This is a genomic window from Acinetobacter sp. RUH 2624 (assembly GCF_000162375.2).
Classification (GTDB): Bacteria; Pseudomonadota; Gammaproteobacteria; order Pseudomonadales; family Moraxellaceae; genus Acinetobacter; species Acinetobacter nosocomialis.
This window is the reverse complement of record NZ_KI391939.1, coordinates 2,637,626-2,663,862: the sequence shown is the minus strand read 5'-3', so window position 1 is coordinate 2,663,862 and position 26,237 is coordinate 2,637,626. Positions and strand designations below refer to the sequence as shown.

Sequence of the window (26,237 nt, the reverse complement as noted above, 5' to 3'; positions counted from 1 at the left end):
TTAATATGATGTAGATGAGGCAGCAGCTAGGCAACTTGCATAAATAGATGTGCACCCTAGCTGTTTTAGTGCCTGACTTAAAGCGTGAATTGAACTTCCTGTTGTGATTACATCATCAATAATCAGCACACGACGGTAACGCCGTTTTTCTTGAGTCATCGCAACAAATTGCTGTTCAATATTTTCAAATCTTTCGAGGCGAGACAATCCTTTTTGAGAGCGTTCATTTAGGCGCTGCACAGGCTGCCAAACAGGTATTTTTAATTGTTTACTTAAAAGTTTGGCGAGTAATAAGGATTGATTAAAACCACGTTCAGTTAAGCGTTGTTTAGAAATAAGCATAGGTACTATGGCTTGTACCTTAGGAAATTTTATTTGCTGTAAGACTTCGGCAAGTAAGGTTTGATAGTGTAATTTTTGTTCATATTTGAACTGCTGAATTATGCGATTAATTGGATATGCGTAGTGGCAAGCCACAAGAACAGATTGATCATTGCGCTGAACTGTTTGCTTAAGCCACGGTAGTTGTTCCCAACATTCTTTACAAAGTGAATATTTTTCCCGTGTTCCTATTTCACATAATAGGCAAGGGGACAATAACTGAAAAAGATATTGAGGGTTGAACAACTTAAACATAAGCGTATCGAGGTGCTTCAGGCAGCCACCGTTTCAAGAGGGCGTCAGCTTGCTCAGGGTAATCTTTTAGAACTTGTTGTGCAACGTAATGCGCTTGACTCAGTAAATGATCATCTCGTTCTAAACGTGCGACACGGAAGCCCATATCACCTGTCTGTTTTGTTCCTAATAATTCACCCGGACCTCGTAATTCAAGGTCTTTTTCAGCAATGACAAAGCCGTCGTTACTTTCTCTTAAAATTGAAAGTCTTTCTTGCCCATTTTGTGAAAGTGGGGGTTTATAGAGAAGAACACAAAAACTAGCCTTTGCACCTCGTCCGACTCGACCTCGTAATTGGTGTAGTTGTGAAAGACCTAAGCGTTCAGCATTTTCAATGACCATAATTGAGGCATTAGGTACATCTACCCCAACCTCAATAACAGTTGTTGCAATTAGCAGTTGTAGTTCATTGTTTTTAAATGCTTGCATGACAGATTGCTTTTCATCAGCTTTCATTTTGCCATGAACCAAACCAATATTAAGTTCAGGAAAGCGTTCTTTCATTTCTTGATAAGTGGCTTCGGCAGCTTGAGCATCTAAAGTTTCGGACTGTTCAACCAGAGTACATACCCAGTAGGCTTGTTTACCTTCTCGGCAATTTGTAGCAATTCGATTTAGCACTTCTTCACGACGATCTAGCGGAATTGTGACGGTCTGAATTGGAGTTCGGCCTGGCGGCAATTCATCAATAATCGATGTATCCAAATCGCCATAAGCACTCATTGCTAATGTTCTAGGAATTGGCGTTGCAGTCATGACGAGTTGATGTGGTGTGAGTTGTTCTGCGCCTTTGTTGCGTAAAGCTAATCGTTGATCAACCCCAAAGCGGTGCTGCTCATCAATAATCACGAGTCCTAGTTTGGCAAACTCAACATTATCTTGAAACAAAGCATGCGTACCTACAATAAGCTCGGCATGGCCCTCTTTGATTTGTTGTTCAGCTTGTGTTCGTGCTTTACCTTTTTGTTTGCCTGACAGCCAAGCTACTGTAATACCTAAAGGTTCAAACCAGCGTTTAAAATTTAAATAATGCTGCTCTGCTAAAATTTCGGTAGGTGCCATTAAGGCAACTTGCCAATCTGCTTCTAAGGCATGACATGCAGCAACTGCCGCAACTAAAGTTTTACCTGCACCTACATCACCTTGTACTAAGCGTAACATCGGTTGGTGTTGTTTTAAGTCGCTTAAAATTTCTTTTGATACACGCTTTTGTGCGTTGGTCATTTGAAAGGGAAGAGCTTCTAACAGTTTTTTTGCAAGTACTTTACTACTCGGAAAAGCAGGTGAGGCAATTTGACGAATATAAGCACGTCGCGTGAGAAGGCTAATTTGATGTGCGACCAACTCTTCAAAAATAAGGCGTTGCTGAGCAGGATGAGACCCTTGGGCCAATTGAATCATATTGGCATCGACAGGTGGCTCATGAATGTAATGTAGGGCTTCTTTGAGTGCGTATCCATTTGTATATTGTTTAGGAAGCAGCTCAGGTAGAGCATCACTATGATGCTTCAACGCTTGTTTAACATATTCACGTAACTTAGGTTGCGTTAAACCATCAGTACTTGGGTAAATTGCCGTGAGCTGCGTTTTGGGTAGAGGTGTATGCTCATTAATGAGCTGAATTTCTGGATGATAAAGCTCAAGTCCTCGTGCACCTACGCGAACTTCACCAAAAATACGTAAACGATGGCCTGGTTTTATTTTGTCGGTTAAATTTTTATAAATATGATAAAAGCGTAAAGTCACCTTACCAAATTCATCTTGTATTAATGCGGCCATAGATTTACGTTTACCTGGAGGGAAATCAACAGATTTGACTTCACCCTCGAGTAAATAACTACGACCAACCACCAATTGATTCATAGGAATAATGGTACTGCGATCTTCATAATCACGGGGCAGATGAAACAGTAAATCATCTGTGGTAAAAATATTTAGTTTTTCGAGTAGGGCTGCTGAAGCCGATCCAACGCCTTGTAACTGATGGACTGAAGTCATGTCCCCTCAACGAGTTCTCTATGCATATATTATTTATCGGTTATGGTAAAACATCTCAGCGTGTTGCTAAACAACTATTTGAGACAGGACATCAAATTACCACAATCAGCCGTAGCGAAAAAACAGATCCTTACGGGAAACACCTCGTACAGGATATTTTTACACTTGATTTAAGTGAAATTGCGCCTGTAGATGTAGTGTATATTTTACTTTCTCCAGACGATAGTACAGTTCAAGGTTATCAACATACTTACGTTGATAGTATTGAACCTATTCGTCAAGCGTTAAAATCACATCCGGTCAAAAGACTCATTGTTGTGTCATCTACACGTGTATATGGTGAAAACTCTGGTGAAACTATTAATGATGATAGTGAGATTCACCCGAATGATGCTCAAGGACATATCCTGCATAATATGGAATTGCTTTGGCAGAAATACTTTCCAGCTCAGTGCGTGATTGTACGTCCTACAGGGATTTATGGTACTTCGATTGACCGATTAAAACGCATGGCTGAAAACACACAGTCCTATCCAAATATTCACTATAGTAATCGTATTCATATCGATGATTTAGCAAGATTTTTAGCATTTTTAGCCGATTTTGAAAAACCGCATAAAAGTTATCTTGTTGCAAATAATGCTCCTGTACCTTTACATGAAGTTTTACTGTGGTTCCAAAGTCAGTTGGATTTACCACTTCTTACTTTAGACTCAGCCCATGTTTCAGGTAAAAAGATATATGCGAAACATTTATTTGAAACAGGTTTTCAGCTTGAACATCCGATTTGCTTTAATGACTATTTATTATGTTTAAATGCTCATGGTACAAATTAAAATTTAGACTAAACTTTAAATAACAATAGAAATACCAGAAGAGGCAATCAAATTGCCGATAAAGAAAAAAGGTTGCAAGTGAAGAAATTTTGTTTAGCTCTTATTTTGAGCGTAATGTCAGTTGCGAGTTGGGCTCAAGATCAGGTGTGGTGTACATATGATCCTATGGGTACCCAAGGGGATATAACGCGTCGTTTAAACGATATTCGATTATATGCTCAGCAATATCAAGTCAAGTTCAAGGTCGTCAGTTATCAAAAAGAGCAGCAAGCTATACAAGCTTTTGATGAAGGGAAATGTTCGGGTCTAGCAGCCAGTAACTTTAATACTTATCAGTACAATCATTTTATGGGGAGTAGTTCGGGTATTGGTCTTATACCTAATAACCGAACCGCTCGAAATTTATTGCAGCTTTTAAACCATCCTACAATTGAGAAAAAACTCATTAATCAAGACTATGAAGTGGTCGGTATGATTCCCGTAGGAACAGCTTACATGGTCATGAAAAACAAAAAAGTATCAAAAGTTGCACAGCTTAGAGGCCAGCGAGTCGGAGTCTTGGCTAATAATCCGCCACAGCAGGCTTTGGTGAGAAGTGTAGGGGCGCAGCCAGTCTATGTTGATTTATCCAATGCAATTGCCCAGTTCCAGCAAAATAAAATCGATATTATGCCTGCACCGATTTATGGTCTTTTACCTTATAACTTACAGAAAGATTTCGGGCCAGACACTCAAGTGATTAATTTTCCATTGGCTTATTTCGGGGTAAATCTAATTATTAAACCTCAAGCTTATCCTGCCAATTTTGGACGAAAAATTCGGGCTTGGTTTGTGCAAAATAGTCAATTACTAACGAATAGAGCAATGCAGTGGGAAAATCATTTACCTGCCTATTATTGGGTAGATGTTTCTTTTTACGAAAAGCAGAGCTATGACATTATGGTGGCCAAAATACGGAATCAATATGTTCGCTCTGGATATTATGATGCATACTTTGTTGAGCTAATGAAACGCTTACGTTGTATCGATGATCCACGTTACTTTGAATGTTCTATGCGTCGATAAAATAAAAGGCAACCTGAGTTGCCTTTTATTTTGACTAAAAATTTAAGATTTCTTACGTTTTAAACGGCGTTTAGCTTGTTGAGAAGCCATTGCTTCAAGGGCTTCTTTTAACTCTTCATCAGTAAAGGTGGTGATGTGTTGCAACATCTGTAACGTTACTTCATCAAGTACTAACTGTGCGCCTGCTGCCATTTGACGAAAATTATCATCAAACTCGATTTGGCCTTGGTCATTCGTTCGAATGTAATTTTGTTGAGTTAAGACTTTGATAAAGCTTTGGAACAATGCTTTATCAAAGAACTCTGGAGAATTAAACTCATAAAGTACAGACAAACGTTGGCCTAACAAATGACTTAACTCTTCAACTTGTTTTGTTGAAATATTGCCTGAACCACGCTGAGTGATTAAAGCTAACGTCATGTAATAACGCTCAAGACTTTGTTTAACAGGTGTCGCCAATACAACAAGCTGATTGTGCTCTTCAGTATTTGGTGCAGAGCTAATCAAGTTACCTTCATCATCTTGCTCAATAAGTTTTGATTGAACTAATGCATCTGCATATTGTTCAATCTGTTCTTTAAGTTCACTACTTTTCCATTTAAGGAATAGTTCAGCTTTTAAGAACGGGTAAAGTGTATAGATGACATTACTTAAATCAGTACGACTGATTTTTCCGTTATGCTCAACAAGAGATGCAACCAATGAAGGTAAAACGAAAGCATGCAAAATGTTATTACGGAAATAAGTGAGGAGAACGGCTTGGTTATCTTCAATCGCAATAATGTCACCAAGAGCATGCTGTACACGCTTAATGAGTTTAAGTTTTAAGCCGTAAGCAATAATTTCCTTACCAGATAAAGGCGTTACTTCTGTACGTGCATCATAAGGGAAATTTGATGCCAAATTGCGATAAGCTTCAAGCTGTTTAATACAGATTTCTTCATCAAGCGTATGTTTTGGCGTTGCAAGTAAAATAATTGAAAGTAAAGAAACCGGGTTAATCACTACCGCACGGTTAATATTCTCTAAAATCGCATTTGCAGAGCTATTCACTGCTTCTGAAACAGCTGGTGGTACTGGGTCATCATTCTTTTCAATGTAGACATTTTCTGCATTGTGCTGTTTAAGCAAGTCGTCTAGAAAAACAGGTTCACCAAAGTTAACGTGTACCTTACCGAAAATGCGTTCAATTTTTCGAAGTGTTTTTAAAATACCAAAAATAGACTCAGCTTCTTTTGGCTTACCTTGCATTTCGCCTACATAGGTCGAACCTTCCATAAGACGTTCATAACCAATATAAGTTGGTACAAATACAATCGGCTTGGCACGGCCACGTAAATGGCTATGAACTGTCATTGCAAGCATGCCAGTTTTCGGTGGTAATAAACGACCTGTACGTGAACGTCCACCTTCAATAAAGTATTCAAGTGGTGTGTTACGAGAAAGAATACTATATAAATATTCTTTGAATACCGAAGTATAAAGGCCATTACCACGGAAAGAGCGGCGAATAAAGAAGGCACCGCCACCACGTAAAAGCTGACCAACGAAAGGTAAGTTTAAGTTGTCGCCCGCAGCAATATACGGAACCATCAAACCACGTTTATAGATCACATAAGACAGTAATAAGTAGTCAATATGGCTACGGTGACATGGTGTGTACACAATTTCATAGTCTTTTGCGAGCTCACGAACAGTACTGAAGTTATGAACTTCTACCCCGTCATAAAGCTGAGTCCATAAGCGTGTTAATGCTAAATCTGCAAAACGAACTGCTGAGTGAGAATAGTCAGATACGATTTCGTTGACATAACCAATCGCACGGCGCTCTGCTTCAAGCATGCTGATTTTGCCACGAATACTTTCGCGTCGAATAGCTTCTTGAACATCACGAGACTTTAATACCGACTGCATGACATTGCGGCGATCTGATAAGTCAGGGCCTAAAACAACTTCACGTTGGCGGTCAAGGTAGTCATTTAAAGTACTCACAATATAAGTCGCTGGCGAAAGATTCGGATAATGCTGTTGAGCATATTCAACGAGGTCACGCAAAGACTGTGGTTCATGGAACTCTAAATAAGATTGACGACCATGTAAACCAATATTCACAAGCTGTTTAACGGTACTTGGTGTTGCCCATGTATCTGAGAATAACAACTTAAACCAAGAGTCTTCTTTATCTGGAGAGCGGCCCCATAAAACGGTTACTGGAACTAGTTCTATATCGAGCTCAGGATTTGCTTGTAAAACTTCAATCAGTTTAATTAAACGAGGTGGAAAAGCATGAGGAGGGGGATTTAATAGGTTATTTTCATCATTATGCTGTAAAAATAAAACTGATGCTTTTTCCTGATGAGAACCGATGACTAACGGATCTAATGCAGGTTTTAAATTTAAACGGCGAGTTTCCCCATCCACCACTAACGCATTACTGCGAGAATGATTTTGCAAGACGTAGCACACTACCTTTTGGCGCTCAGTCTTTGCTTCAGTTTCCGATGTTTCTGATACTGGTTCAGTAGGAACTTCCCCAAGAACATGTGGTGTTACCACGAGGTCAAGTAGCTTACTTGAAAGCCGACGATACATTTGACCAAACCCACTCTTGGACATAAGAACTCCTACTTCTTAAAGACAAATCCCAGCACCAAATGCAGAGGGTAATTATTTTGAGGCATTTATTAAAAAAAACAATATGCTACTTTCTTATAAATTATAATGCTTTTGGCATTTTTTATCGTTAAAAATCGTATTTTTAGCTGCTTTAAGGGCAATGTTCGTCAGAAGTTGACTGATTGTTCCATGTACAAATAGTTTTTTATGGCACAATAGATTCTACACATCTGTCCTTTAATACCAATTTTGCCTGCAATATGAAGGTATCTCTCATGAATGCGTTAACCCAAGAACTGGTTGAGCTGCTCACTTTAGAAAAGCTTGAAGAAAATATTTACCGTGGAATTAGCCGTAATTTGGTCGGTAAACGTGTTTTTGGAGGTCAGGTTTTAGGGCAGGCTTTACGTGCAGCTTCTTATACAACTGACCGTCCTGCGCATTCTATGCACGCTTACTTTTTATATGGTGGCGATATTAATGCTCCAATCATCTATGAAGTAGATCGCTTGCGTGATGGAAAAAGCTTTGTCAGCCGTCAGGTTCGGGCAGTCCAACATGGACGAGTTATTTTCTCTGCAATGGTATCTTTCGCCAATCCTGAAGAAGGCTTGAACTACCAACACTCAGAACCAGAATATCCAGCTCCTGAGACCTTAAAGTCGGAAAATGAACTGAAAGAAGGTATTCTTAATTTTGTACCGGAAAATGTTCGTGCAAGTTTCATGCGTGAACGTCATGTTGAAATACGACCGATTGATCCAGTCAATCCATTTCAACCACAACCGGAAGCGCCATATAATGCGCACTATATCCGTACCCATGACCGTATTCCAAAACAACTCGATGATATCGCTTTACATCAAGCAATTGTGGCGTTTTACTCGGACTTTACTTTGATGACTACGGCTTTAAGACCACATGGTCTTAGCTATATTTCTCCAAGTTTGCAGTGTGCCAGTATTGATCATGCCATTTATTTCCATCGCCCACTTCGCGCTGATGAATGGATGCTCTATGACATGGAAGCAACAGTTAGTGCAGCTTCTCGTGGTTTGAATTTTGGCCGTATGTGGCAAAATGGCCAACTTGTATGTAGTACGGTACAAGAGGGTTTAATTCGTTTGCGGGAAATTGAAACGCAGTAAACTTGTTTATAAAGCCATCTCATAAGATGGCTTTTTTATTTTAATTGAAAGGATGTGACAAAAAATTGCTCGAATGAAAAGCAAGCTCATGTCATATTTGCAAAAGGATTGCCTACTGAAAAAAATAATGCTGATATGAACTTAAATACACAAATTCTGATTGCTGCCATTTTAGGTTTAGCCTTTGGCTTCATGCTTACCATGTATCCTGATACTGCTTTTGCAAAGCATAGCTTATACGGGTTAGGCATATTAAGTAGTGTCTTTATTGGGCTGCTTAAAATGTTGTTGGTGCCGTTAATTTTCAGTTCTATTGTTGTGGGAGTTTCAAATTTACAGGCAGGAGGGCAGCTAGGTCCTGTTTGGAAAATTACGTTTTTATGTTTTATCACCACCACCACATTAGCCTTAATCTTGGGTATTGGCTGTGCTCATTTATTTGAGGTGGGGCGAGGCGTAGATATTTCAATTTTTCAGGCATCAATGCAAAACTATCAAGCACCAGATAGTTTAAACCCAGCAACTTTCTTTACTAACTTTATTCAAAATACGTTAATTAATCCCTTTAAAGCATTTAGTGATGGAAATGTTTTAGCTGTTGTGGTGTTTGCACTATTTGTGGGTTTTGCATTGGTTCAAGGTGGTGAACGCTTTAAGAGTATCCGCTTATTGAGTCATCAGTTTTTTGAAATGATGATGATGCTAGTGGGATGGGTTATGAAGTTGGCGCCATTAGGAATTTTTGCATTACTTGCTAAATTAATGGCTACAGAAGATATTTCAGTATTAAGCCGCTTGGCAGAGTTCGCTGTTGTTGTAACTGGAACCACTATTTTCCATGGTGCTGTTGTTTTGCCATTACTGCTCTGGATTGTTGGTCGTATGAGTCCTTGGACTTTTTTCAAAGGTACACGTACAGCCTTAATTACTGCGTTTGCAACAAGTTCGAGCTCTGCAACAATGCCGCTGAGTATGAAATGCACACAGGAAAACTTAGGTGTTCGTCCTCAAACGGCAGGTTTTGTGATTCCATTAGGTTCTCAACTTAACATGGATGGTACAGCTTTATATGAGGCTGCCGCTGCGCTCTTTGTTGCAAATTTAGTGGGATTAGACTTAAACCTGACCCAGCAAATTGTTGTGTGCTTAACAGCGATGATTGCATCACTTGGTGCACCAGGAATTCCAAGTGCGGGTATGGTCACCATGATTATGGTATTGCAATCTGTGGGGTTACCAGCCGAAGCAATTGCTATTTTACTTCCAATCGACCGTTTACTCGATACGGTAAGAACGGTGGTAAATGTGCAGGGCGATATGATGATTAGTGTAGTTGTAGATCGATATACTAAAGAGAAAGATATCAGTTTCTAATCTCTAAATAAAAAAGCAGGATTTTAAATCCTGCTTTTTTATTTTTAAGCGGCTTGTAGCTCGGCTCTTTTTGCTGCTGGAGATTGTGATAAATAACTTACCGCATCTTCAGTGCTACCTTCTTTAACTGGATCGTACCAAGGCATGAGATAGTCAATTTGCTGAGCAATAAGCCAAAATGGATTTGGTAATACCTGATTATCTTTACGGCTAATCTTGTACCATTCTACAGCAACCCAAACTGGAAAAAATTTAGATTTGGCCGCATCGACAAAGCGAGGATCTTGCTTCATAATATGCGCAGCGCCGTCTACCCATAATCCAAGGACAAGGGTAATAACAGCAAGGCTTAAATAGTAACGTGGGATGTAACCACCACCAAGATGACGATATAAGTCAAAGGCTACGGTGCGATGTTCAATTTCTTCAGAACCATGCCATTTAACCAGATCTACCATTTCTGGATCTGCGCCTAATTCTTCCCAACGGTTGTTATAAAGCGCATATTTACCGAGTACACAGGTCATATGCTCAACAGTTGCGATAACACCTAAACGAAATAAATCCCATTGTTCCTGCAAGAACTGAGGAACTTCTTTATCAAAAGGTTTATCTGCCAAAGCAGTGGTAAATAGATAATTCATAATGTCCAGATTTCTCTGGATATCAATATTACGTGCGCTTAAATATTCTTTATTGGCAGAAGTGTGTGCATTTGCGTGCATTGCTTCTTGGCGAATAAATGCTTGAACATCCTGTTTAAGTTTTTCATCGGTAATACGAGGTAAAACCTTATTATAGAGTCGACAGAACCAGAACTCTCCCGCAGGCAAGATATTATTAATTTCATTAATAAAATAACTTGCAAACGGTTGGTTTGGAATCCAGTCTACAGGGGTATCTTTCCAGTCAAATTTTACCTTGCGTGGAAGAATTTTATAATCAATAGAAGAACCTAAAGCCTTATTCTTCAAAAAAGATAGCAATTTCATCATTTAGTCCTGATTTTTAACTCGATGAAGTTATAACGAGTATAAAAAAAGCCCCTACATTTGTGTTTAGCAATAGGGGCCAATTGAATATAAATTTAATAAAGAAATTGTATCTGTTTTGACGATTTACTCTTCTGCATCCTCATCGCTTGCTTCCGGGATCGCATCGACGTCAAATTCAGGCTGTTGCTCAAGCGTAAAGTGTAGACGTCCAGCCATTACACTTGCGAGTTCTTCTAAGCCTAGTTTGTTTAATGAAGAGAAAAGCTGAATTGAGAAATCAAGCTTCATTTTTTTCAATTGTTGTTTAACTTCAAGCAAAACTTTGTTTGCTGGACCACGGTTAAGTTTGTCTGCTTTGGTTAAAAGAATATGAACAAATAAATGGCGGGAATAAGCCCACTCTAGCATCATCATGTCAAAGTGCTGTAAAGGGTGGCGAATATCCATAAGTAAAACTAATCCTTGTAAACTTTTACGGTGGATTAAGTAGTTCTCTAATTCTTTTTGCCAAACACGTTTCATATCCTCTGGTACAGCCGCATAACCATAGCCTGGAAGGTCAACTAAACGTTGATCGGGATTACCTAAACTAAAGAAGTTAATCATTTGCGTACGGCCAGGTTTTTTTGAGGCACGTGCGAGTTGTTTTTTGTTGGTTAAAGCATTAATAGCGCTAGACTTACCAGCATTTGAGCGTCCTGCAAAAGCAATCTCGTAGCCACTATCTTCAACACAAAGTGCCAATTTAGGTGCACTCATTAAAAACTCAGCTTGGCGTAACCAGTTCAAAGATTGTACGGCATATTCCGTGATCGCCGGGTCTGGTTTTTTTTCATAACTGATCTTTTGCTTGGGTGCTAGTCTGGCTTTGGTGTCTTTCGATTTTTCACTACGACGCATAAAAAATAACTTTTTAAATGAGAGGGCTCGCGCCTAGTATAAAGGAGCTTGGTTATTCTTGCTAATTTTCAGTAAGCTTGGTTGTAAAGATAAATAGAATTACAAACATTAGATTTGCAAAAAGGAAATAGGGGATGTGTCAGATGCAGATTTAGGCTGTTGTAAAACTTCACCTAATGTATGCTGATCTAAACTTTGATAGAAACTTTCTAAAGCCTGATCAAGAATTCCTTTTAAACCACAATGCGAGCGTAAAACACAAGGAGGAGTATTGCATTCAACAATTTGATGATCACCTTGTAAAATTCGCACAATTGCGCCGAGCTTTAAATCTAAAGCTTTTGGATTTAAACGAATTCCACCGCCTTTTCCTCGAATAGTAATAATCCACTCTTGTTTACCCATAAAATGGACAACCTTGACGAGATGATTTTGTGAAACATATAAATCTTGAGCGATTTCTGCAATTGTATACGGTGCATCACTTGGACGAGCGATATACATTAATATTCTTAAAGCATAATCGGTAAATTTATTAAGTTGCATGATCACCAAAAACAAAAGGATAGGAGGTTGATCATCTTAGCCTGAAAGTCTAAAGAATAAAACTTTCAGGCTAAAGCTTTTTCAATTACAGCGTTAAAGGAGCTGAAACTTGTACTTGATCACCAACTCTATAGTGTTCAAGCAAAATGTTCGAAACTGAGAACTCTGTATGGTTTTCTTCAGGCTGAACATCAAAATGATAAGTATTATTTTCTTGAGCCTCTGTGAACTTAAATGCTTTAGGTTGTTCAAGCTGTTGGTCGGGAACTTGAACTTTTACAGAAATAAAGGCATTTGCTGGGCCAGTTAATACATCTTCATGGTCAGTTGCTTTTAAAGTGAAACGTTTGCCAGACTCAAGTGGATCAATTTGTGTGATTTCAAATGAACGCCAACCAGCCCATCCACCTTTTAAGCTCTCAAGTTGCGCATATTTTTGTTTTTCAACACCAATTAATATATCTGCTAACTGTAAATAAGCTTGTTTCCACGCTTCAATGAGTTCTGATTCAAAAGGGACATTTAAAACTTCACTAATTGAATGAAGCAAGTTATCGCCCACAATTGCATATTGATCTGGTTGAATGTCTAAACTCACGTGCTTCGTGGTAATGCGTTCAACTGCTTTGGCAAGTACTGTAGGATTCTCAATATTTTCAGCATATGCGAGTACTGCTGCTGCAAGAGCACGAGGTTGGCGTAGGCTGGTTTGATCATCAAGATTAAAAACATTTTTTAATTCTGGGTTGTTATTCAATATACGTTTATAAAAGTATGTAGTCAGAGTAACACCATGTTCACGCAATACAGGTACAGTAGATTTAACGAGTTCAATTTGTTGTGGAGTCATGGCTAGACCTTAATTATCTGGCTATATAAGATGTATTTAAAATACATCTTTAAGAAAATTGTGGCAATAGCTTTTTTACAAAAACCTTAAAAAAATTAAGGGATATTACATCCCTTAATTTAATTAATTGATTTGATTGTTTTTTATTTTCCAAATAATGAGCCGAGTAATCCTCGTACTAATTTTTGTCCTGTACTGCCGCCTAAACTTCGAGCGGCACTTTTTGCAAAAGTTCCAACAATATCTTGAGTCAATTTTGCTCGTTCTCTTGCCGCACGTTCTTCTTCTTTCTGTTGTTCACGTGCTAGACGTTCTTGTTCTTTAGCGTGCTGTTTCGCTAAAGCTTCTTGCTCTTTGGCAAGCTCCGCATCTTGTTTTTGCTGTTCACGCTCAGCGACTTTATTTTGGAGCATTTCATATGCACTCTCACGGTCTACGACTTGTTCATAGACGCCAGCAATAATACTTTGCTCAATTAAAGTTTTTCGTTCTTCAGGTGTGATAGGGCTAAAAGAAGAGTAAGGAGGCATAACCCAGCCACGTTCAACAATTTGTGGAGTACCTTGCTCATCTAGACAACTAATAAGTGCCTCACCCACGGCTAGCTGTGTAATTGCCTCATCCACTTTAAAATCAGGATTTGAACGGAATGTATCTGCAGCAGTTTTTACTGCTTTTTGATCTTTGGGGGTAAAGGCGCGTAGAGCATGTTGCACACGGTTACCGAGCTGACCCAAAACACTTTCTGGTAAATCAAGTGGGTTTTGAGTGATAAAGTAAATACCGACGCCTTTAGAGCGAATTAAACGTACAACTTGTTCAATTTTTTGTTGTAAAGCTTGACTGGCGTTGTCGAATAACAAGTGAGCTTCATCAAAGAAAAACACGAGTTTTGGTTTATCCATATCACCAACTTCAGGAAGTTGTTCAAATAATTCAGAAAGCATCCATAACAAGAAAGTGGCGTATAGCTTAGGTGTATTCATGAGCTTGTCTGCAGCAAGAATATTGATATAGCCACGACCATTAGCATCAGTTTGTATAAAGTCTAGAATATTTAAAGCTGGCTCTCCGAAGAACTGGTCTCCACCTTGGTCGGCAAGAGCGAGCAAATTACGCTGAATTGCTCCTAAACTAGCTGGAGATAGATTGCCGTACTCGGCTTTAAATTCTGCCGCATGTTCACTTACAAAGGTGATCATAGCTTTCAGATCTTTAAAGTCGACTAACAGTAATCCTTGATCATCTGCAATGCGGAATACAGCAGATAAAACACCTTCTTGAGTATCATTTAGGTTAAGTATGCGTGCTAATAAAATTGGTCCAATCTCAGAAATAGTGGTCCGAATAGGATGGCCTTGTTGACCAAATAGATCCCAAAAAATAACGGGATTGGCAGCAAAAGGAACACTATCAATTTGTAGAAGCTTTAAGCGTTCATTAAATTTATCCGAGGCCTCGCCAGCTTTTGCAAGACTTGACACATCACCCTTTGCGTCAGCAAGAAAGACGGGAACACCGATTCGAGAAAAACTTTCTGCAAGAACTTTTAGGGTGACAGTTTTACCTGTACCCGTAGCACCTGCAATCAGGCCATGTCGGTTGGCAAATTGAGAAAGCAAAACAATTTCTTTTGATGTGTCATTAATGTTTTTTGCAATAACAATCGGTGTACCCATATATTTTTATCCCTTGGAGCGAGCCACTATTGATGTTGTCGTTTTACAAATGTTTTAGTGCATTTTCGATATCTTGAATTAAATCTTGAGGATCTTCTAGCCCTATACACAAACGAACCAATAAACCTTGTTGTAAATGTGTATTCTCAAGTTTCCTCATCATTTTTAAATCATAAAGCATAACGAGGCTAACTGGTCCGCCCCAGCTAAAGCCAAGTTTAAATAGCTTAAGAGCGTCACAAAAACGGCGTACTGCTGAAATATCATAGTCAGGTTTAAATATGACACTGACTAATCCTGCACTCTTACCTGTAGTGCAAATCTCTTGCCAATATTGATGACCTGGAGAGGCTTTATCGCTTGGATGTAGAACTTGTGCAAATTGAGGCTGTTGCTTTAACCATTCCAATAAGGTTTTTGCATTATCTGATTGCTGTTTATACCGTAGTGACATATGTGCGAGGCTGCGCTGAACTTGTGCTGCATCATCTCCTGAGATAGCAATACCTAGAATGGCATGTGTACGGAACAGGCGGTGATACAGTTTTTTATCACGTGTTACAACACTTCCCATTAAAATATCGCCACCACCACTTGGATATTTTGTTAGCGCATGTACGGTTAGATCTACCGACAAGTGCTCATCAGAGAAATCAAAAGCATTAAAGGCAAGTCCAGCTCCCCAAGTATTATCTAAAGCAGTTACAACTCCATGTGACTTGGCTTTTTTAACAAGTTCTTTAAGATCGGGAAATTCAAGAGTCACTGAACCTGCCGCTTCTAACCATAAGAGCTTGGTTTTTTCAGTTGGCTTAAAACTTGATACATCAATTGAATTATAAATTTTGACACTAATGCCATATTGATCTTTTAAGTGGTTTAGATGCTCTAGATTTGGGCCATATATATTGTCCGGGACCCAAACTTCATCGCCTGTTGATAAAAAAGCAGAATTAACTAAGTTAATTGCAGATAAGCCGCTGGGTGCAAGTAAACAGTACAGGCCACCTTCAATTTGAGCAATATTGTCGCCTAAGGTAAATGTGGTTGGTGTACCGTGCGTTCCATAACTGTAATCATAAGGGTCGGTCCAGTGGCGGTCAAAAAGGTGCGTAGTTGATTTAAAAATAATAGTCGATGCACGAAATAAGGGAGGTTGCACAGTTTCAATAAATTGTGGTGCTTTTCGTGGTGCATGAATGAGTCGGGTTTGGAAATTGTTATGCTTTTTCATGGGGCGCTATGCTTTAAATAATAAGATTAGATTAAGAGAAAACTGATTTATTCGCCAGATTTTTGGTTAATTCTAAGATGTTTCGTTACTACTGTAACATTCACTAAAAACTTGGCTTTATTTTTGCAAAGATCAAACCAACATTCTAACAACAATAGGTTTAAGCGCATGAAGTCGCATTTACGTGTTCACTATTTTCAACATATTGCTGGCGAAGGTTTTGGAAGTTGCTATTCGTTTTTAAAAGCGCATCACGCCACTATTAGCTCTACAGAATTCTTTGCACTTCCCGTAGATCGGTCACTTGAAATAGAAGCTTTACCTCGGATTGAAGAAGTTGACTTACTACTAATTATGGGTGGGACCATGAGTGTAAATGACGAGGCAAACTATCCATGGCTTAAAATAGAAAAAAGATGGTTGCGTCGATATTTGGCAGCAGGGAAACCAGCAATAGGTCTTTGCTTGGGTGGGCAGCTAATTGCGAATGCATTGGGTGCAGCAGTAAGCCGTAATCGTTATCAAGAACTAGGATGGTCGACAGTTCAAAGAGTTGCAAACTTACCACAAGAAAGTTTTCCGCTACCTGAGGAAATCAATGTGATGCAGTGGCATAGTGAAACATTTGAAATACCTAAAGGAGCTATACGTTTGGCTGAGAGCATTGCTTGCCGTAATCAAATGTATCAGATTGGGAAAAATGTATTAGGTTTTCAATTTCATCCGGAAATGACACCAGCAGCTTTACAGCTTTTACTGGAAAATGAAGAAGAGCTATCTATTTTTGACGGAGAATATGTTCAATCTGCACATGAACTGCAATCTTCAGAAGCACAGAAATTTGAACAAGGTAATCAACTCTTAAATAAAGCAATTGAGTTTGTAATAAATGCATAGAATGAATTATTAATACGTAGCTAAAGTGGAATTTGAGCAAAAAATAGAAAAAGAGAATTGCATAAGACTTAAACAATCGTTATAATGAGCGACCCTCAAGAAGAGGGCATTTACTGCGAAGAAAGTAGTAAATGTGCATTACAGTCGTGGCATCGATCACGACCTTGGTGATTATCACTGCCTTTGACACTTACCAATAGGTGAGATGCGTCAAAGGTGATTCTTTATATATTTGGCTTGGAGTTTACTGGTATGTCTAACCAGAGAATTCGTATCCGTCTTAAGTCTTTTGATCATCGTCTGATTGATCAATCTGCTCAAGAGATCGTAGAAACCGCTAAGCGTACCGGCGCACAAGTTTGTGGTCCAATTCCGATGCCTACTCGCATCGAACGCTTCAACGTTCTTACTTCACCGCACGTTAACAAAGATGCGCGTGACCAGTACGAAATCCGCACCTACAAACGTTTGATCGACATCGTTCAACCTACAGATAAAACTGTTGATGCATTGATGAAGTTGGATCTTGCAGCTGGTGTTGATGTTCAGATCGCTTTGGGTTAAGGCTTTCGGTTAATTAACGATTAGTTAATTAGGCCGCTTTTTTAGAGGTTTATGCACATGGCTATTGGTTTAGTCGGTCGCAAATGTGGTATGACTCGCATCTTTACAGATGCTGGTGTTTCTGTACCTGTTACAGTCATCGAAGTCGATCCAAACCGCATTACGCAAATCAAAACACTTGAAACTGATGGTTATCAAGCTGTTCAAGTAACTACTGGTGAACGTCGCGAATCTCGCGTAACTAACGCTCAGAAAGGTCACTTCGCGAAAGCTGGTGTTGCTGCTGGTCGCTTGGTTAAAGAATTTCGTGTTACTGAAGCTGAGCTTGAAGGTCGTGAAGTTGGCGGTACTATTGGCGTTGATTTGTTCACAGTTGGTCAAATTGTTGACGTAACTGGTCAATCAAAAGGTAAAGGTTTCCAAGGTGGTGTTAAACGTTGGAACTTCCGTACCCAAGACGCTACTCACGGTAACTCAGTTTCGCACCGTGTATTAGGTTCTACAGGTCAAAACCAAACTCCTGGACGCGTGTTCAAAGGCAAAAAAATGGCTGGTCACTTAGGTGATGAACGCGTAACAGTACAAGGTCTTGAAATCGTATCTATTGACGCTGAACGTTCTGTTTTAGTTGTTAAAGGTGCAATTCCTGGTGCAACTGGCGGTGACGTAATTGTACGTCCTACCATCAAGGCCTGAGGGGAAATACCGTGAATTTGAAAACTGTTTCCGGCTCTGCTGTTGAATTGTCTGAAGTTGCTTTCGGACGTGAATTTAACGAGGCTCTTGTACACCAAGTTGTTACTGCTTATTTAGCAGGTGGTCGTCAAGGTACTCGTGCTCAAAAATCGCGTGCAGACGTTTCTGGCGGTGGTAAAAAACCATTCCGTCAAAAAGGTACTGGTCGTGCTCGTGCGGGTTCTATTCGTAGCCCTATCTGGGTTGGTGGTGGTAAAACTTTTGCTGCTCGTCCACAAGATTGGTCTCAAAAAGTAAACCGTAAGATGTACCGCGGTGCAATGCAATGTATCTTAGCTGAACTTGTTCGCCAAGATCGCCTTGTATTAGTTGAAGAGTTTGCTGTTGCAGCTCCAAAAACTAAAGAATTGCTTGCAAAACTTAACGACTTAAATGCTGCTCGTGCATTAATCGTTACTGACGCTGTAGATGAGAACTTATATCTTGCAGCACGTAACCTTCCACATGTAGATGTGGTGGATGCAACTGCAATCGATCCTGTAAGCTTGATCGCGTTTGATAAAGTTGTGATGTCTGTAGCTGCTGCTAAGAAAATTGAGGTAGAACTCGGATGAACAACGAACGTATCTATCAAGTCCTTAAAGGACCAGTCTTCTCAGAAAAGGCACAAGTTTTAGGTGATACTGTTGGTGTTCAAGTATTTAAAGTAGACATCAATGCTACTAAACTTGAAATCAAAAAAGCAGTTGAAAAACTTTTTGGTGTAGAAGTTGTTAAAGTTAACACAACTATTACTAAAGGTAAGACTAAGCGCTTTGGTCGTACATTAGGACGTCGTTCTGATGTTAAAAAAGCATACGTCACCCTGAAAGCCGGCCAAGATGTTGAAATGGCTGACTTGGGCGATACCGCTGAAAGCGCAGCGGAATAAGGACGAAAATTATGCCGATTCAAAAATGTAAGCCAACGTCTCCAGGACGTCGCTTTGTAGAGAAAGTGGTTCATGACCATCTTCACAAAGGCGCTCCTTACGCACCGTTGGTTGAAGCTAAAAAACGTACTGGTGGTCGTAATAACAACGGTCACATTACTACTCGTCACGTTGGTGGTGGTCATAAACAACACTACCGTATCGTTGACTTCAAACGTAACAAAGACAGCATCCCAGCTGTTGTAGAGCGTATTGAATACGATCCAAACCGTACAGCACATATTGCTTTATTGAAATATGCTGACGGTGAGCGTCGTTATATCATTGCACCTAAAGGTTTACGTGCTGGCGATAAAGTACAATCTGGTAACGATGCTCCAATTCGTCCAGGTAACTGCTTGCCACTTCGTAATATGCCGATCGGTTCTACACTTCATAACGTTGAACTTAAAATTGGTAAGGGTGCACAATTAGCGCGTTCTGCTGGTGCTTCTGTTCAGTTGTTGGGTCGTGATGGTTCTTACGCGATTATTCGTCTTCGTTCAGGCGAAATGCGTAAAGTGCATGTTGAATGCCGCGCTGTAATTGGTGAAGTTTCTAACCAAGAAAACAACCTTCGTTCATTGGGTAAAGCTGGTGCTTCACGCTGGCGTGGTGTTCGTCCTACCGTACGTGGTATGGCGATGAACCCGATTGACCACCCACACGGTGGTGGTGAAGGGCGTAACAAAGGTATTCAACCTGTAAGCCCATGGGGTCAAAAAGCTAAAGGGTACAAGACACGTACCAATAAGCGTACGACTAAGATGATTATTCGCGACCGTCGCGTCAAGTAAAGGAATCTGACTAATGCCTCGTTCTCTGAAAAAAGGCCCATTCGTCGATGCGCACTTGTTCGCTAAGGTTGAAGCGGCTGTTGCTAGTAACTCTCGCAAGCCGATCAAAACTTGGTCTCGTCGTTCGATGATCCTTCCAGATTTTGTTGGTTTAACAATCTCTGTTCATAATGGTCGTAATCACGTTCCAGTAATTGTTACTGAGCATATGGTTGGTCATAAACTCGGTGAATTCGCGCCAACTCGTACCTATCGTGGTCACGGTGTTGACAAGAAATCTAAACGTTAATAGGTGTCATGATGGAAGTAACTGCTAAATTACGCGGTGCCGCTATCTCGGCACAAAAAGCACGTTTGGTTGCAGATCTTATTCGCGGCAAATCTGTTGCGCATGCTTTAAACATCTTAAACTTCAGCAATAAAAAAGCTGCTGTTTTAGTAAAAAAAGCATTGGAATCTGCGATTGCAAACGCTGAACACAATAACAGTTTAGATGTTGACGATCTTAAAGTTTCTACGATTTACGTTGATGAAGGCATGAGCCTTAAACGTATTATGCCACGTGCTAAAGGCCGTGCAGATCGTATTACTAAGCGTACTTGTCACATCACCGTTAAGGTAGGGGTTTGATATGGGTCAGAAGGTTCATCCAATCGGTATCCGCCTAGGTGTTGTGAAACGTCATAACGCTAACTGGTATGCGAATCCGAAACAATACGCTGAATACTTGCTTAAAGATCTTCAAGTTCGTGAGTTTTTAACTAAAAAACTTAAGAATGCGATGGTAAGCAATATTCTTATCGAACGTCCATCAGGCGCTGCTAAAGTAACTATTAGCACAGCTCGTCCTGGTATCGTAATCGGTAAAAAAGGCGAAGATATTGAGAAATTACAGCGCGAACTTACCAGCATTATGGGTGTTCCAGCGCAAGTAAGTATCAACGAAATTGATCGCCCAGACTTAGATGCGCGTTTAGTTGCTGAAGCAATTGCTTCTCAATTAGAAAAGCGTGTTATGTTCCGTCGTGCTATGAAGCGTGCGGTTCAAAACACTATGCGTGCTGGTGCTAAAGGTATCAAAGTTGAAGTGTCTGGCCGTTTAGGTGGTGCAGAGATTGCTCGTACAGAATGGTATCGTGAAGGTCGTGTACCTTTGCATACATTACGTGCAGACATTGACTATGCAACTATGCGTGCAGAAACAACTTACGGTACGATTGGTGTTAAAGTTTGGATTTTCCGCGGCGAGATCTTAGGTGGCATGAAACAAGTCATGAACCCTGCTCCTGCTGAAGATCGTCCAGCTAAACGTGGTCGTGGTCGTGGTGAAGGTCAAGAGCGTCGTGGTCGTCGCGGTGACCGTGCTGCTGACAAGGGAGAATAATCCATGTTGCAACCTAAACGTACCAAATTCCGTAAAGTGCACAAAGGCCGTAACACTGGTCTAGCGCATCGTGGTAGTACAGTATCATTTGGTTCGATTGCAATTAAAGCAACTGAACGTGGTCGTATGACTGCGCGTCAGATTGAAGCTGCACGTCGTACTATTAGCCGCCGTATTAAGCGTGGTGGTAAAATCTTTATTCGCGTATTCCCGGATAAACCAATTACTCAAAAGCCTCTTGAAGTGCGTATGGGTAAAGGTAAGGGTAGCGTGGAATACTGGGTTTGCCAGATCCAACCAGGTAAGATCCTGTACGAAATTGAAGGTGTGAACGAAGAATTAGCGCGTGAAGCATTTGCTTTAGCTGCTGCTAAACTTCCGTTTAAAACCACTATCGTGACTCGGACGGTAATGTAATGAAAACTAAAGATCTACGTGAAAAATCGGTAGAAGAGTTGAAAGCTTTGCTTGATGAGCAGCAGCTTAACCAATTCCGTCTTCGTATGGCGAAAGCAACTGGTCAGTTGGGTAAATCGCACGAAGTGCAAGTTGCTCGTAAGACAATTGCTCGTATTAAGACACTCCTTACCGAAAAACAGGGGAACGGACAATGAGTGAAAAAACAGTCCGCACGTTAACCGGCAAAGTCGTAAGTGACAAAATGGATAAATCTATTGTTGTTCTTATTGAACGCCGCGTTCAACACCCGTTGTATGGCAAGTCAATTCGCCGTTCAACTAAGTTACACGCTCATGATGAGAACAATGTTGCTAAAATTGGTGATGTTGTAACCATTAAAGAAAGCCGCCCAATTTCTAAAACTAAAGCTTGGACTTTAGTGGAAGTAGTTGAAGCAGCTGCTGAGTAATTCGACGTTCTTGTTGCATCATCGGTCAATTTCGAGTACTCTTTGAGCCTTTCGAAATTGTGACCGGTGATGCTCGGTTTTGGAGTAGGGCAATGATTCAAACCGAAACTATGCTCGACGTAGCAGACAACAGTGGTGCTCGCCGCGTACAATGTATTAAAGTACTTGGTGGTTCACATCGTCGTTATGCTTCTGTTGGCGACATTATTAAAGTTACTGTAAAAGAAGCAATCCCACGCGCACGTGTTAAAAAAGGTGACGTGATGAATGCGGTTGTAGTTCGTACTAAATTCGGCATTCGTCGTCCAGATGGTTCTGTGATCCGTTTTGATGATAATGCTGCAGTTATTTTGAACAACAACAAAGCTCCGATTGCTACTCGTATCTTCGGACCAGTGACTCGTGAACTTCGTACTGAACAGTTCATGAAAATCATTTCATTGGCTCCTGAAGTTCTATAAGAGGCAATCATGGCTAAGATTAAAAAAGGCGATCAAGTTATCGTGATCGCAGGTAAAGAAAAAGGCAAACAGGGTACTGTGTTGTCTGTTTCTGAAGACCGCGTTAAGGTTGAAGGCCTTAACTTAGTGAAGAAGCATCAAAAGCCTAACCGTGTAACTGGCGCTGAAGGCGGTGTAGTTACTCAAGAAGCTTCGCTTCATATTTCAAACGTGGCAATTTTAAATGCTACAACCCAGAAGGCTGACCGTGTTGGTTACCAAGTGATTGATGGCGTGAAAACTCGCGTTTATAAATCAAATGGTGAATCAGTGGCGGTAGCGAAGTAATAGGTTGAAAAGGCAATGGCCAGACTTAAAGCACGTTACAACGATGAACTTAAAGCAAAGTTAAAAGAAGAACTTGGCATTAAGAACGTGATGGAAATTCCACGCATCACAAAAATTACCCTAAACATGGGTGTAGGCGCAGCTGCAACTGATAAGAAATTATTAGATGGCGCTGTAGTCGACATGCAATTAATTGCTGGTCAAAAACCAGTAATTACACTTGCTCGTAAATCTATCGCAGGTTTCAAAATCCGTGATGGTTGGCCAATTGGTTGTAAAGTTACTTTACGTGGCGACCAAATGTACGAATTCTTGGACCGTTTGATCTCTATCGCAATCCCTCGTATCCGTGACTTCCGTGGTTTCTCTTCGAAATCATTTGATGGTCGTGGTAACTACTCAATGGGTTTGAAAGAGCAAATCGTTTTCCCTGAAATCGATTTCGATAAGATTGATCGTATTCGTGGTATGGATATTACCATTACTACGACTGCTCGCACCGATGACGAAGGCCGTGCGCTTATGCGTGCATTCGGCTTCCCGTTCAAATAAGAGGTCGATATGGCTAAGAAAGGTATGATTAATCGCGAATTGAAACGCGAAAAAACAGTTGCTAAATACGCTGCAAAACGTGCTGAATTAAAAGCTACAATTGCAAACGTAAACGCAAGTGAAGAAGAGCGTTTCGAAGCGATGTTAAAGTTACAAGCATTGCCACGTAATGCATCTCCGGTACGTCTTCGTAACCGTTGTGGTTTAACTGGTCGTCCTCATGGTTACTTCCGTAAGTTCGGTTTAAGCCGTAACAAATTACGTGACACAGTAATGCAGGGTGATGTACCAGGCGTTGTTAAGGCAAGCTGGTAAGGAGCGACTAAATGAGTATGCAAGATACCGTTGCCGACATGCTAACACGTGTTCGTAACGCACAAATGGCTAAGAAACAAACTGTTTCTATGCCTTCTTCTAAGTTGAAAGTTGCAATTGCAAACGTACTTCAACAAGAAGGTTATATTTCAAATGTAGAAGTTGCTCAAGAAGAGACAAAATCTACTTTGACAATTACTTTAAAATATTTCGAAGGCAAACCAGTTATCGAAATGGTTAAGCGCGTAAGCCGTCCAGGTCTTCGCCAATACCGTGGTAAAGATAAACTTCCAAGCGTTAAGCAAGGTTTAGGTATTGCAATTGTTTCTACAAGCAAAGGCATCATGACTGATCGCGCTGCACGTGCTGCAGGCGTTGGTGGTGAAGTTATTGCTTTTGTTTCTTAATAGGTGATTCCTCATGTCTCGTGTGGCTAAAGCCCCAGTAACTGTACCTAATGGTGTAGCAGTTACTCAGAACGGCCGGCAGGTCGAAGTGAAAGGCAGCAAAGGTACATTGTCTTTCAACCTGCATGCGCTGGTCGAGCTAAAACAGGAAGAAGGTAAACTTCAACTTGCTCCAGTTAAAGAATCGAAAGATGCTTGGATGCAAGCTGGTACTGCTCGCGCTGTATTGAACAACCTTGTAAAAGGTGTTAGCGAAGGCTTCGAACGTAAGTTACAGCTAGTTGGTGTTGGTTATAAAGCTGCGGTTAAAGGTACTGTTGTAAACCTTAACCTTGGTTATTCACACCCAATTGACTACGCTTTACCAGAAGGTGTAACAGCGGAAACTCCAACTGCAACTGAAATCATTTTGAAATCAGCAAACAAGCAGTTGTTAGGTCAAGTAGCGGCAGAAATCCGTGCGTACCGTGCTCCTGAACCATATAAAGGTAAAGGTGTTCGTTATTCGGATGAAGTCATTCTTCGTAAAGAAGCTAAGAAGAAATAAGGCGCGAGGTTCTTATGAACGAAAAGAAACAATCCCGTTTGCGTCGTGCGAAAAGCACACGCTTGCACATTCGTGCATTGGGTGCGACTCGTTTGTGTGTAAACCGCACTCCGCGTCACATCTATGCTCAAGTTATTTCAGCAGATGGTGGCAAAGTTTTAGCGCAAGCTTCAACTTTGGATGCATCTTTACGTAGCGGTACTACAGGTAATGTAGATGCAGCTACTAAAGTAGGTGCTTTAATCGCAGAACGCGCGAAAGCAGCTGGTGTAACTAAAGTTGCATTTGACCGTTCTGGTTTTAAATATCATGGTCGTATCAAAGCCTTGGCTGATGCTGCTCGTGAAAACGGCTTGGAGTTCTAATCATGGCTAAAGTTGAACAAAACGAAGGTCTTGTTGAAAAGCTGGTTGCCGTTGATCGTGTAGCCAAAGTTGTTAAGGGCGGTCGTATCTTCTCTTTCACAGCATTAACTGTTGTGGGTGATGGTAATGGTCGTGTTGGTTTTGGTCGTGGTAAAGCGCGTGAAGTTCCTGCTGCTATTTCTAAAGCACTTGAAGCTGCTCGTCGCAACATGATCACTGTAGACCTTGCTGGTACTACTTTACAACACCCTGTGAATGCTCGTCATGGTGCAAGCCGTGTATACATGCAACCTGCTTCAGAAGGTACTGGCGTAATCGCTGGTGGTGCAATGCGTGCCGTTCTTGAAGCTGCAGGTGTACATAACGTACTTGCTAAATGTTATGGTTCTACAAATGCTGCTAACGTAGTAAACGCAACTTTTAAAGGTTTGCGTGATATGACTTCTCCTGAGAAAGTCGCTGCGAAACGTGGTAAATCAGTAGAAGAAATTCAAGGGTAATCAATCATGAAAACGATTAAAGTTACCCAGACTAAATCTTCTTCACATCGCTTGAAAAATCACAAGCTTTGCTTACAAGGTTTAGGTCTGCGTCGTATTGGTCATACTGTAGAAGTGCAAGATACGCCTTCTAACCGTGGTATGATCAACAAAGTCTACTATATGGTTAGTGTAGAGGAATAAGCCATGACTCTGCGTTTAAATGAGCTTGCACCTGCAGAAGGTGCAAAACGTGAACACCGTCGTTTAGGCCGTGGTATCGGTTCTGGCGTTGGTAAGACTGGTGGCCGTGGTGTCAAAGGTCAAAAATCACGTAAAAGTGGTGGCGTTCGTCCAGGTTTCGAAGGCGGTCAAACAGCGATTTATCGTCGTTTACCTAAATTCGGTTTCACTAGCCAAATCGCTTTAAAAACTGCTGAAGTACGTTTGTCTGAGTTAACTAAAGTGGAAGGCGACATTGTTAGCCTTGAAACTTTAAAAGCTGCGAATGTTGTTCGTCGCGATCAAATTCGTGCTCGTATCGTGCTTTCTGGTGAAATCACTCGTGCATTCACTGTTCAAGGTGTTGCATTGACTAAAGGCGCTAAAGCTGCAATTGAAGCAGCTGGCGGTAAAGTCGAGGAGTAATCTCGAGTGTCTATGTCTCCTAGTTCTTCAGGTCATGTCAACA

At 40.6% G+C, this 26,237-nt stretch carries 34 protein-coding genes and 1 pseudogene; 26 read left to right on the top strand and 9 right to left on the bottom strand.

The window, feature by feature from the left end:
* A complete protein-coding gene (locus tag HMPREF0014_RS19140; protein WP_006580705.1) occupies positions 1 to 636 on the bottom strand; it encodes a phosphoribosyltransferase family protein in 636 nt (211 codons plus the stop codon).
* Entirely contained in the window at positions 629 to 2,674 is a 2,046-nt protein-coding gene (recG, locus tag HMPREF0014_RS19135; RefSeq protein WP_006580704.1) for an ATP-dependent DNA helicase RecG, read from the bottom strand. The genes HMPREF0014_RS19140 and recG overlap by 8 nt, the downstream gene beginning before the upstream one ends.
* 20 nt (positions 2,675 to 2,694) lie before the next feature.
* On the opposite strand from recG, the gene HMPREF0014_RS19130 reads away from it, so the two are divergent.
* Both HMPREF0014_RS19130 and adeT2 read left to right on the top strand, forming a co-directional pair.
* Positions 2,695 to 3,510, top strand: a complete 816-nt coding sequence (locus HMPREF0014_RS19130; protein ID WP_006580703.1) for an NAD(P)H-binding protein — start codon at positions 2,695 to 2,697, stop codon at positions 3,508 to 3,510.
* A 78-nt stretch (positions 3,511 to 3,588) separates the two neighbouring features.
* A complete protein-coding gene (gene adeT2, locus HMPREF0014_RS19125) occupies positions 3,589 to 4,575 on the top strand; it encodes a putative multidrug efflux protein AdeT2 (RefSeq protein WP_006580702.1) in 987 nt (328 codons plus the stop codon).
* Between the two features lie 42 nt (positions 4,576 to 4,617).
* On the opposite strand, the gene plsB is transcribed toward adeT2, so the two are convergent.
* Positions 4,618 to 7,191 carry a glycerol-3-phosphate 1-O-acyltransferase PlsB gene (gene plsB / locus HMPREF0014_RS19120; RefSeq protein WP_004711794.1) on the bottom strand — a complete coding sequence of 858 codons (2,574 nt, stop codon included), beginning with the start codon at positions 7,189 to 7,191 and terminating at the stop codon, positions 4,618 to 4,620.
* Positions 7,192 to 7,466: 275 nt separating this feature from the next.
* Between plsB and HMPREF0014_RS19115 the strand changes: the two genes are divergently transcribed.
* Both HMPREF0014_RS19115 and HMPREF0014_RS19110 read left to right on the top strand, forming a co-directional pair.
* Positions 7,467 to 8,339: an acyl-CoA thioesterase II gene (locus HMPREF0014_RS19115; RefSeq protein ID WP_002049736.1), complete on the top strand. Its 873-nt coding sequence runs from the start codon at positions 7,467 to 7,469 to the stop codon at positions 8,337 to 8,339.
* Positions 8,340 to 8,447: 108 nt separating this feature from the next.
* A complete protein-coding gene (locus HMPREF0014_RS19110; protein WP_031944341.1) occupies positions 8,448 to 9,713 on the top strand; it encodes a dicarboxylate/amino acid:cation symporter in 1,266 nt (421 codons plus the stop codon).
* Between the two features lie 44 nt (positions 9,714 to 9,757).
* On the opposite strand, the gene HMPREF0014_RS19105 is transcribed toward HMPREF0014_RS19110, so the two are convergent.
* From HMPREF0014_RS19105 to HMPREF0014_RS19080, 6 genes are all read right to left on the bottom strand, one after another.
* Positions 9,758 to 10,708, bottom strand: coding sequence for a metal-dependent hydrolase (locus HMPREF0014_RS19105; RefSeq protein ID WP_082187632.1), 951 nt, complete (start codon positions 10,706 to 10,708; stop codon positions 9,758 to 9,760).
* Positions 10,709 to 10,831: 123 nt separating this feature from the next.
* Positions 10,832 to 11,608 (bottom strand): ribosome biogenesis GTP-binding protein YihA/YsxC, encoded by a 777-nt coding sequence (gene yihA, locus HMPREF0014_RS19100; RefSeq protein ID WP_004884586.1) that lies wholly within the window; start codon positions 11,606 to 11,608, stop codon positions 10,832 to 10,834.
* 108 nt (positions 11,609 to 11,716) lie between these two features.
* Complete coding sequence (locus HMPREF0014_RS19095) at positions 11,717 to 12,154, bottom strand: Rrf2 family transcriptional regulator (protein WP_020992298.1); 438 nt, start codon at positions 12,152 to 12,154, stop codon at positions 11,717 to 11,719.
* Between the two features lie 85 nt (positions 12,155 to 12,239).
* Positions 12,240 to 13,004, bottom strand: coding sequence for a globin domain-containing protein (locus HMPREF0014_RS19090; RefSeq protein WP_006580698.1), 765 nt, complete (start codon positions 13,002 to 13,004; stop codon positions 12,240 to 12,242).
* Between the two features lie 143 nt (positions 13,005 to 13,147).
* A complete protein-coding gene (locus tag HMPREF0014_RS19085; protein ID WP_006580697.1) occupies positions 13,148 to 14,683 on the bottom strand; it encodes a helicase HerA-like domain-containing protein in 1,536 nt (511 codons plus the stop codon).
* 43 nt (positions 14,684 to 14,726) lie between these two features.
* Positions 14,727 to 15,917 (bottom strand): PLP-dependent transferase, encoded by a 1,191-nt coding sequence (locus HMPREF0014_RS19080; protein ID WP_006580696.1) that lies wholly within the window; start codon positions 15,915 to 15,917, stop codon positions 14,727 to 14,729.
* Between the two features lie 168 nt (positions 15,918 to 16,085).
* On the opposite strand from HMPREF0014_RS19080, the gene HMPREF0014_RS19075 reads away from it, so the two are divergent.
* The 22 genes and pseudogenes from HMPREF0014_RS19075 to rplO all read left to right on the top strand — a co-directional run bounded on the left by HMPREF0014_RS19075 (position 16,086) and on the right by rplO (position 26,194).
* Complete coding sequence (locus tag HMPREF0014_RS19075) at positions 16,086 to 16,814, top strand: type 1 glutamine amidotransferase (protein ID WP_004711809.1); 729 nt, start codon at positions 16,086 to 16,088, stop codon at positions 16,812 to 16,814.
* A gap of 252 nt (positions 16,815 to 17,066) precedes the next feature.
* Complete coding sequence (rpsJ, locus tag HMPREF0014_RS19070; protein WP_000070912.1) at positions 17,067 to 17,378, top strand: 30S ribosomal protein S10; 312 nt, start codon at positions 17,067 to 17,069, stop codon at positions 17,376 to 17,378.
* Between the two features lie 57 nt (positions 17,379 to 17,435).
* Positions 17,436 to 18,074 (top strand): 50S ribosomal protein L3, encoded by a 639-nt coding sequence (rplC, locus tag HMPREF0014_RS19065; RefSeq protein WP_002049740.1) that lies wholly within the window; start codon positions 17,436 to 17,438, stop codon positions 18,072 to 18,074.
* 11 nt (positions 18,075 to 18,085) lie between these two features.
* Positions 18,086 to 18,688: a 50S ribosomal protein L4 gene (rplD, locus tag HMPREF0014_RS19060; RefSeq protein WP_002049755.1), complete on the top strand. Its 603-nt coding sequence runs from the start codon at positions 18,086 to 18,088 to the stop codon at positions 18,686 to 18,688.
* Entirely contained in the window at positions 18,685 to 19,005 is a 321-nt protein-coding gene (gene rplW, locus HMPREF0014_RS19055; RefSeq protein ID WP_002049693.1) for a 50S ribosomal protein L23, read from the top strand. Before rplD ends, rplW begins: the two co-directional genes overlap by 4 nt.
* Positions 19,006 to 19,016: 11 nt before the next feature.
* On the top strand, positions 19,017 to 19,841 hold the full coding sequence (rplB, locus tag HMPREF0014_RS19050) for a 50S ribosomal protein L2 (protein WP_002049686.1): 825 nt from the start codon (positions 19,017 to 19,019) through the stop codon (positions 19,839 to 19,841).
* 13 nt (positions 19,842 to 19,854) lie between these two features.
* Complete coding sequence (gene rpsS / locus HMPREF0014_RS19045) at positions 19,855 to 20,130, top strand: 30S ribosomal protein S19 (protein WP_001138119.1); 276 nt, start codon at positions 19,855 to 19,857, stop codon at positions 20,128 to 20,130.
* Between the two features lie 11 nt (positions 20,131 to 20,141).
* The gene (gene rplV / locus HMPREF0014_RS19040) at positions 20,142 to 20,471 is read left to right on the top strand and encodes a 50S ribosomal protein L22 (RefSeq protein WP_001982638.1); all 330 of its coding nucleotides are present in this window, start codon (positions 20,142 to 20,144) and stop codon (positions 20,469 to 20,471) included.
* Position 20,472: 1 nt separating this feature from the next.
* Positions 20,473 to 21,289, top strand: a pseudogene (rpsC, locus tag HMPREF0014_RS19035) (30S ribosomal protein S3).
* Positions 21,229 to 21,642, top strand: coding sequence for a 50S ribosomal protein L16 (gene rplP / locus HMPREF0014_RS19030; RefSeq protein WP_002049688.1), 414 nt, complete (start codon positions 21,229 to 21,231; stop codon positions 21,640 to 21,642). Before rpsC ends, rplP begins: the two are co-directional and overlap by 61 nt.
* Positions 21,642 to 21,839: a 50S ribosomal protein L29 gene (gene rpmC, locus HMPREF0014_RS19025; protein ID WP_000849928.1), complete on the top strand. Its 198-nt coding sequence runs from the start codon at positions 21,642 to 21,644 to the stop codon at positions 21,837 to 21,839. The genes rplP and rpmC overlap by 1 nt, the downstream gene beginning before the upstream one ends.
* On the top strand, positions 21,836 to 22,093 hold the full coding sequence (rpsQ, locus tag HMPREF0014_RS19020; RefSeq protein ID WP_001291845.1) for a 30S ribosomal protein S17: 258 nt from the start codon (positions 21,836 to 21,838) through the stop codon (positions 22,091 to 22,093). The genes rpmC and rpsQ overlap by 4 nt, the downstream gene beginning before the upstream one ends.
* A gap of 92 nt (positions 22,094 to 22,185) precedes the next feature.
* Positions 22,186 to 22,554: a 50S ribosomal protein L14 gene (gene rplN / locus HMPREF0014_RS19015; RefSeq protein WP_001982634.1), complete on the top strand. Its 369-nt coding sequence runs from the start codon at positions 22,186 to 22,188 to the stop codon at positions 22,552 to 22,554.
* Positions 22,555 to 22,563: 9 nt separating this feature from the next.
* Positions 22,564 to 22,881 (top strand): 50S ribosomal protein L24, encoded by a 318-nt coding sequence (gene rplX / locus HMPREF0014_RS19010; RefSeq protein WP_002049703.1) that lies wholly within the window; start codon positions 22,564 to 22,566, stop codon positions 22,879 to 22,881.
* Positions 22,882 to 22,896: 15 nt separating this feature from the next.
* Positions 22,897 to 23,433, top strand: a complete 537-nt coding sequence (gene rplE / locus HMPREF0014_RS19005; protein ID WP_002049698.1) for a 50S ribosomal protein L5 — start codon at positions 22,897 to 22,899, stop codon at positions 23,431 to 23,433.
* Between the two features lie 9 nt (positions 23,434 to 23,442).
* Entirely contained in the window at positions 23,443 to 23,748 is a 306-nt protein-coding gene (gene rpsN, locus HMPREF0014_RS19000; RefSeq protein WP_002049689.1) for a 30S ribosomal protein S14, read from the top strand.
* A gap of 11 nt (positions 23,749 to 23,759) precedes the next feature.
* Positions 23,760 to 24,155, top strand: coding sequence for a 30S ribosomal protein S8 (gene rpsH / locus HMPREF0014_RS18995; RefSeq protein ID WP_002049732.1), 396 nt, complete (start codon positions 23,760 to 23,762; stop codon positions 24,153 to 24,155).
* 13 nt (positions 24,156 to 24,168) lie between these two features.
* Positions 24,169 to 24,702 carry a 50S ribosomal protein L6 gene (gene rplF / locus HMPREF0014_RS18990; protein ID WP_002049709.1) on the top strand — a complete coding sequence of 178 codons (534 nt, stop codon included), beginning with the start codon at positions 24,169 to 24,171 and terminating at the stop codon, positions 24,700 to 24,702.
* Positions 24,703 to 24,716: 14 nt separating this feature from the next.
* Complete coding sequence (rplR, locus tag HMPREF0014_RS18985) at positions 24,717 to 25,067, top strand: 50S ribosomal protein L18 (RefSeq protein ID WP_002049741.1); 351 nt, start codon at positions 24,717 to 24,719, stop codon at positions 25,065 to 25,067.
* Between the two features lie 2 nt (positions 25,068 to 25,069).
* Entirely contained in the window at positions 25,070 to 25,567 is a 498-nt protein-coding gene (gene rpsE, locus HMPREF0014_RS18980; RefSeq protein WP_001141025.1) for a 30S ribosomal protein S5, read from the top strand.
* A gap of 6 nt (positions 25,568 to 25,573) precedes the next feature.
* Positions 25,574 to 25,750, top strand: a complete 177-nt coding sequence (rpmD, locus tag HMPREF0014_RS18975) for a 50S ribosomal protein L30 (protein ID WP_000849088.1) — start codon at positions 25,574 to 25,576, stop codon at positions 25,748 to 25,750.
* A gap of 3 nt (positions 25,751 to 25,753) precedes the next feature.
* A complete protein-coding gene (gene rplO / locus HMPREF0014_RS18970; protein ID WP_002049750.1) occupies positions 25,754 to 26,194 on the top strand; it encodes a 50S ribosomal protein L15 in 441 nt (146 codons plus the stop codon).
* Positions 26,195 to 26,237: the final 43 nt, after the last annotated feature.

Bases quoted from the DNA above. Each gene is read 5' to 3' on its own strand.
- HMPREF0014_RS19140 (WP_006580705.1), bottom strand. From the start codon at position 636: ATGTTTAAGTTGTTCAACCCTCAATATCTTTTTCAGTTATTGTCCCCT.
- recG (WP_006580704.1), bottom strand. From the start codon at position 2,674: ATGACTTCAGTCCATCAGTTACAAGGCGTTGGATCGGCTTCAGCAGCC.
- HMPREF0014_RS19130 (WP_006580703.1), top strand. From the start codon at position 2,695: ATGCATATATTATTTATCGGTTATGGTAAAACATCTCAGCGTGTTGCT.
- plsB (WP_004711794.1), bottom strand. From the start codon at position 7,191: ATGTCCAAGAGTGGGTTTGGTCAAATGTATCGTCGGCTTTCAAGTAAG.
- HMPREF0014_RS19115 (WP_002049736.1), top strand. From the start codon at position 7,467: ATGAATGCGTTAACCCAAGAACTGGTTGAGCTGCTCACTTTAGAAAAG.
- HMPREF0014_RS19105 (WP_082187632.1), bottom strand. From the start codon at position 10,708: ATGATGAAATTGCTATCTTTTTTGAAGAATAAGGCTTTAGGTTCTTCT.
- yihA (WP_004884586.1), bottom strand. From the start codon at position 11,608: ATGCGTCGTAGTGAAAAATCGAAAGACACCAAAGCCAGACTAGCACCC.
- HMPREF0014_RS19095 (WP_020992298.1), bottom strand. From the start codon at position 12,154: ATGCAACTTAATAAATTTACCGATTATGCTTTAAGAATATTAATGTAT.
- HMPREF0014_RS19090 (WP_006580698.1), bottom strand. From the start codon at position 13,004: ATGACTCCACAACAAATTGAACTCGTTAAATCTACTGTACCTGTATTG.
- HMPREF0014_RS19085 (WP_006580697.1), bottom strand. From the start codon at position 14,683: ATGGGTACACCGATTGTTATTGCAAAAAACATTAATGACACATCAAAA.
- HMPREF0014_RS19080 (WP_006580696.1), bottom strand. From the start codon at position 15,917: ATGAAAAAGCATAACAATTTCCAAACCCGACTCATTCATGCACCACGA.
- HMPREF0014_RS19075 (WP_004711809.1), top strand. From the start codon at position 16,086: ATGAAGTCGCATTTACGTGTTCACTATTTTCAACATATTGCTGGCGAA.
- rpsJ (WP_000070912.1), top strand. From the start codon at position 17,067: ATGTCTAACCAGAGAATTCGTATCCGTCTTAAGTCTTTTGATCATCGT.
- rplC (WP_002049740.1), top strand. From the start codon at position 17,436: ATGGCTATTGGTTTAGTCGGTCGCAAATGTGGTATGACTCGCATCTTT.
- rplW (WP_002049693.1), top strand. From the start codon at position 18,685: ATGAACAACGAACGTATCTATCAAGTCCTTAAAGGACCAGTCTTCTCA.
- rplB (WP_002049686.1), top strand. From the start codon at position 19,017: ATGCCGATTCAAAAATGTAAGCCAACGTCTCCAGGACGTCGCTTTGTA.
- rpsS (WP_001138119.1), top strand. From the start codon at position 19,855: ATGCCTCGTTCTCTGAAAAAAGGCCCATTCGTCGATGCGCACTTGTTC.
- rplV (WP_001982638.1), top strand. From the start codon at position 20,142: ATGGAAGTAACTGCTAAATTACGCGGTGCCGCTATCTCGGCACAAAAA.
- rplP (WP_002049688.1), top strand. From the start codon at position 21,229: ATGTTGCAACCTAAACGTACCAAATTCCGTAAAGTGCACAAAGGCCGT.
- rpmC (WP_000849928.1), top strand. From the start codon at position 21,642: ATGAAAACTAAAGATCTACGTGAAAAATCGGTAGAAGAGTTGAAAGCT.
- rpsQ (WP_001291845.1), top strand. From the start codon at position 21,836: ATGAGTGAAAAAACAGTCCGCACGTTAACCGGCAAAGTCGTAAGTGAC.
- rplN (WP_001982634.1), top strand. From the start codon at position 22,186: ATGATTCAAACCGAAACTATGCTCGACGTAGCAGACAACAGTGGTGCT.
- rplX (WP_002049703.1), top strand. From the start codon at position 22,564: ATGGCTAAGATTAAAAAAGGCGATCAAGTTATCGTGATCGCAGGTAAA.
- rplE (WP_002049698.1), top strand. From the start codon at position 22,897: ATGGCCAGACTTAAAGCACGTTACAACGATGAACTTAAAGCAAAGTTA.
- rpsN (WP_002049689.1), top strand. From the start codon at position 23,443: ATGGCTAAGAAAGGTATGATTAATCGCGAATTGAAACGCGAAAAAACA.
- rpsH (WP_002049732.1), top strand. From the start codon at position 23,760: ATGAGTATGCAAGATACCGTTGCCGACATGCTAACACGTGTTCGTAAC.
- rplF (WP_002049709.1), top strand. From the start codon at position 24,169: ATGTCTCGTGTGGCTAAAGCCCCAGTAACTGTACCTAATGGTGTAGCA.
- rplR (WP_002049741.1), top strand. From the start codon at position 24,717: ATGAACGAAAAGAAACAATCCCGTTTGCGTCGTGCGAAAAGCACACGC.
- rpsE (WP_001141025.1), top strand. From the start codon at position 25,070: ATGGCTAAAGTTGAACAAAACGAAGGTCTTGTTGAAAAGCTGGTTGCC.
- rpmD (WP_000849088.1), top strand. From the start codon at position 25,574: ATGAAAACGATTAAAGTTACCCAGACTAAATCTTCTTCACATCGCTTG.
- rplO (WP_002049750.1), top strand. From the start codon at position 25,754: ATGACTCTGCGTTTAAATGAGCTTGCACCTGCAGAAGGTGCAAAACGT.